This is a genomic window from Protofrankia sp. Cr1 (assembly GCF_963555865.1).
Taxonomy (GTDB): Bacteria; Actinomycetota; Actinomycetes; order Frankiales; family Frankiaceae; genus Protofrankia.
Window position 1 is genome coordinate 1 of the sequence record NZ_CAUVXO010000206.1, and the last position, 5,110, is coordinate 5,110.

The 5,110-nt window shown below is 71.0% G+C and carries 3 protein-coding genes; 1 reads left to right on the forward strand and 2 read right to left on the reverse strand.

Annotated elements, in window-relative coordinates; translation table 11 throughout:
* Positions 1–17 precede the first annotated feature (17 nt).
* Positions 18–1,316 carry a DEAD/DEAH box helicase gene (locus tag U9980_RS16190; protein ID WP_416210294.1) on the reverse strand — a complete coding sequence of 433 codons (1,299 nt, stop codon included), beginning with the start codon at positions 1,314–1,316 and terminating at the stop codon, positions 18–20.
* Positions 1,317–1,905: 589 nt separating this feature from the next.
* Positions 1,906–3,201: a DUF445 domain-containing protein gene (locus U9980_RS16195; protein WP_322768678.1), complete on the reverse strand. Its 1,296-nt coding sequence runs from the start codon at positions 3,199–3,201 to the stop codon at positions 1,906–1,908.
* Between the two features lie 271 nt (positions 3,202–3,472).
* Between U9980_RS16195 and U9980_RS16200 the strand changes: the two genes are divergently transcribed.
* Positions 3,473–5,053, forward strand: a complete 1,581-nt coding sequence (locus U9980_RS16200) for a hypothetical protein (protein WP_322768679.1) — start codon at positions 3,473–3,475, stop codon at positions 5,051–5,053.
* The last annotated feature ends 57 nt before the right edge of the window (positions 5,054–5,110 follow it).

Consider the following 5,110-nt stretch of genomic DNA (forward strand, 5'->3'; position numbering starts at 1 on the left):
TTGCCTCCCCGGTCGGGTCAGGCCTGCCCGGTTGCCGTCGTGGATGGCGGACCCTGGCGGCGCCCCCCGCGGCGCTGCTGGTCGGACCCGCGCCCGGACGCCGAACCACCGCGGGATGCCGGGGCACCCCACTGCTTGTCCGCGCCGCGCCGCGAGCCACCGGACGGCCGGCCCTGCGTCGGCACCCGGGCCGCAACCGACTCGGCTGAGGACCCCTGAGCCGATGCGGACCGCTGCTGCGGCAGGATCCGAGGCGCGGGCGGTCCGGCAAGGCGTGCTACGACCTCGGCGTCCGCGTCGGCCGGTTCTGGCTGGGCGTCACTACCGGCGGCACGCAGTAGCGCGCGTACGATGCCACGTTCCTCGGGCAGCGAGACGAGCACGTCGGCGCCGTGCGCGCCCGCTCGGGCCGTCCGTCCGCCGCGGTGCTGGTAGGTCTTGGGATCACTCGGAAGCCCTGCGTGCACCACGATGTCGACGCCGTCGACGTGGATGCCGCGAGCGGCCACGTCGGTGGCGACCAGTACCCGGTGCGCGCCGTCGGCGAACCCGGCGAGCGCCCGGGTCCGAGCGTTCTGCGCCATGCCGCCGTGCAGCGGCTGGGCCGGGACGCCCGAGCGGGTGAGCTGCTCGGCGAGCCGGTCCGCGCCCCGCTGGGTGCGAGCGAACACCAGGGTCCGCCCGGAACCACCGGCGAGCGCGGTGACCAGGCGGGTGTGGGCAGCCGGATCCGAGGCTTCGAGAGCGTGCCGCGACAGCGTCGAGACCTGCGCGGTCTCCGAGTCGATGGCGACGAGCACCGGTTCCGGCAGGTACTGGCGGACCAGCACCTCCACCTCGCGGTCGAGGGTCGCGCTGAACAGCAGCCGCTGACCACCGGCCGGGGTCGCGTCCAGCAGCGCTCGCACGGCCGGGAGGAAGCCGAGGTCACACATGTAGTCGGCCTCGTCCAACACCGTGATCGCGATCTCCTCCAGAGAGCAGGCACCGCGTTCGATCAGGTCGCCCAGGCGTCCGGGCGTGGCGACGACGATGTGCACTCCGCGCCGCAGCGAGCTGATCTGGCGGGAGATCGACGTCCCGCCGTACACCGCGCGTAGCCGAAGGCCCAGTGGCCGGGCGAGCGGGTCCAGCGCGTCGTGGACCTGCTGGGCGAGTTCCCGGGTCGGAACGAGGATCAGGCCGCGGGGGCGTCCCGGCGCGACAGCGCGGTTCTTCGACAGCTCCGCGAGCATCGGCAGGCCGAACCCGAGGGTCTTGCCCGATCCGGTGCTTGCCCGGCCGAGGACGTTCTCACCGGCAAGGACGTCGGGCAGGGTTGCGGCCTGTACTGCGAACGGGGCGGTGATTCCCTGTCGGGCAAGGGCGCTGACGAGGGCCGCCGGCAGGCCGGCGTCCGCGAAGGAGCTGACCGGTGGCCGTGGCTCGCGGGTCGGCAGAGTCGGGCGGGGCGGAGTCGCGGATCGGTTCGGGCCGTTCTGCTTGCCGCCCGGACGAGGGCCGCCGCGACCGCGGTAGGCGCCGCCGCCACCGCTGCCACCACCACCGCGAGCGGGCCGGGAACGTCGGCGGGCAGGGGAGGGCTGAGTGTCACCGTGCTGAGACAGGGTTCATCCGTCCGTCGTGTCGAGGTCGCCGCGTGGATGCGTCGGCGATCATGTGGCAGCGGTCGTGCGTCCAGCTCGGGCCGCGTCACCAAAGCATGATCAGAGTGAACCCTCTTGGGTTCGCCCCGACCTACTGTCACACGGACCTCGGGCATGTGGTTCGAAAACCGCACACCATGGACGGCCTGTGGCCGCCAGCGGGTTCAGCGTACACCGATCACCACCCCGGATGCCGCCGGGCGTCGCCGGCCGCAGGTGAGACCTCGCGCACGCTGGGCCGGGGCCACCCTGGTCGCTCTCACAGCAGCAGGCCTGTCAGGAGATGGATGACCAGCCCGGCGAGCGCGCCGACCACCGTGCCGTTGATACGGATGTACTGCAGGTCACGACCCACATGGAGTTCGACCTTGGCCGCGGTCTCGGTCGGTTCCCAGCGCGCGACCGTCTCGCTGATCACGCCTGTGATCTCGGATCGGTACCGGTTGACGATCCACGCCATGACGTCGGTCGCTGCGGCGTCGACGCCCGCGCCCAGCCGTGGTTCTGTGGTCAGTCGATGACCGAGCATCCGCAGTTCGTCGGCCATCCGCATCCGCAGGACGCTGTCCGGATCGCCGGCAATATCCAATAGGATGGATTTAGTGGTATTCCACATGGTTGCGACCAGCAGGTCGACATCCGGGTGGTTGCGGACACGTTCCTTGAACTTCTCCACCCGCTCGGCAGTGCCCGGGTCGGTGCGCAGCTGCTCGGCGAACCGGGTCAGAAAGTCGTCCAGGGCCAGGCGCAGCCGGTGGTTCGGATCCGCGCGGACCTCCCCGGTGAACCGCAGCGCTTCGGCGTAGGCGCGGGCCGCGATCGCCTCATCCACGAAGCGCGGTGACCATGACGGGGCCTGGTCGGTCACTATCTGTAGCATGATTTCCGGGTTGTTGCGCAGCCAGGTCTCCACCTGGACGGCAACCAGGTCGACGAGACGGTGGTGTAGTCCGTTGTCTACAATGCGGTCCAGCGCCGTGCCTGCGGCCGGGGCCCACGGGCGGTCCATGACCCGGGCCAGGATGGTTTTTTCGACCACTTCCACCATCACTTCGTCCCGGATGCCCGCGAGCGCCACGACCAGGCGGGTGGATGCCTCCGCGGTGATCCGTTCGGCATGGCCGGGTCCACCGAGCCAGGTCCCGATCCGCATGGCCACCCCCAGGCCCGCGATTTTGTCGCGGATCACCGGCTCGGCCAGGAAGTTCTCGGCGACGAAGCGTTCGAGGCTTCGCCCCAGGTCGTTCTTGCGGTTCGGGATGATCGCCGTATGCGGGATGGGCAGGCCCAGCGGCCGGCGGAACAGGGCGGTCACGGCGAACCAGTCGGCCAGGGCGCCCACCGCACCCGCTTCCGCGGCGGCCCGGACATAGGCGGCCCACGGTGGCCCGCCGCTGGTCTCCCACCGCCAGAACACGACATAGATGATCACGACGAAGGCCAGCAGGCCGGTCGCGATCATTCGCATCCGCTGCAGCCCACGCCGCAGTTCGGCGTCACCGGCCGCCGTGGGTTCTGATCGTGCAGGCATCATCCTCCGCTCACGGGTTGTCACGCCACTACTCCCAGGCGCTCTTAGCGATGTGAATCTGATGCTCCTGCCACAACACCAGATTCACATCGTTCCCAAAGACCGTACGGCTGCGACGGTCCGAGACCCGGTTGCCGGTCATCCTGGTGACCGAGCCGTCAGTACCCGTGCCGCGCCGAAGGTTCTGGTGGGGTTGTTGGTGGAGCGTGATCGCCGAAGGCGCTGCATGGGGGAGGCGTATGTTCAGCGGCTGACTCCTCGCACCGGCGCGCGGGGTTGTGCGGAGGGCACGGACTTGTCAACGAACCTGCGGGCGGCCTCGCTGGACGGGCGTCGGGCTGCCAGCTGGTGGGCTGCACGGATCCCTGCCTGGGTGCTTCCCGCGTTGATCTGCGCGTGGTTCGTCGTGGTCCTGGCCGCGACGGTCGGCAATGGTCCCGCATGCTCAGCCACCGACCCGGACAGCTGCGGGCCGGATCTGGGCTCGGCCCTGTTCGGTGCATCCCTGCTGGGCGTTCCGGTGCTGCTGTGGTGGTCCCCGGTAGCCGGCGCCGCCGCCGGGATCGTGTTCGGCACCGCGGATGTCCTCGTCGACACCAACGGTTCCGCTCGGGTCGCCTTTGCCGTGTATGGCGTGGCCTGCGGTGTGGTCGCCGCCTGGCTGGCGCGGGTCCGGACGACCCAGCGGGCTGTCTTCGATCAGCCGGCCGGCATGCCCGTGACCCTGCCGCGGGTTCGCCCGGGCGGCCCCCGGCGATCCCGACTACTGGCCGCGGCCGCGCTCACTGCCGTGGCGGTCGGGCTGTATGCCTGGTACGACCACCTGAGCGCCGTTGAGGACGATCATGTCGCCGTGGCCGGCGTAGAGAGCGTCCAGATCGTCGCGGTGGGCGATGGACGGATCACAGTGGTTCTTGCGTCGGGGTTACGACACAGCGTGGATGTGTCCGACGCCGGTAGGTACCCGACCGGTTCGTCCGTGCGGGTCCTGACCGATCCGGGTGATCCCGACTGGGTTCGCCTCGTGGCCGAACCGGATGACCCGAGCGGGTGGGCGGCTGGGGCGTTCGGTGCCGGCGCGGCCGCGCTCGCGTTGACGTCGCGGGAGTTCGTCGGATGGCGTGCGCGCCGCCGTCTGGTGACCGGTCGGCACCGTGGCGTCCAGGTTAGGATCATGACGGATGAGCGTGGTGCCGCGCTCGTCTACGCCGCGGACGATGCGCGCGGCGAACGGCCGCTCGCGGTCGTCCCCGTTCGCTGGGCGGCTGGGACGGCCGAGTCCGAGCCTGCCGGATCTGGTCAATTCGGTGCTCCCGGTGGATGGGCCGATGAGCGGGCCTTCGGGCGGGCCTGGCGGGGCGAGGCCAGCGAGGATGTCACCGCGCACGTCGCCACGCTGGTCGGCGGGATGCACGATGACGCCTGGCCGGCCTTTGTCATCGGTGATTCTGCCGGCAGTGATTCTGTTCTCGGCGAGCCGGCCGCCGCAGAGTCGGTCTGCGATGACGTTCTGCTGCCCACCGCTCCGCTGCGGACGTTCCGCTCGCCGCCGGGCACCTGGTGGCGCTTCGTGCGAGGCGGCCGCACCTCCCGGGTAGCCCGGACCGGATCGGGTTCGGACGACAGCGCATATGGCCTGCCCGGTCGCCCGGTACCGGCGAGCGACGATGCGGGCGTGCGTGCCCGACCTGCCCGCCGTCGTACGCGGGCCGGGCAGATACCGGGCGGCCGGCGCGGCAGCGCTGGGCGGCGGACTGCTCGGCGCGCCGATCGCCGTCCTGCTCGGGCTGGACGTCCTGCCCGCCGCGTGGCTCGGGGGCATTCTGCTGGCCAACGGCCTGTTCGCCGTCGGCCGCCGCGTGGTCCTCGACGATGATCGGTTGACCATTCGCGGCGCGATGGTCGCCCACAGCGTCGCCTGGGAGTGCCTGCA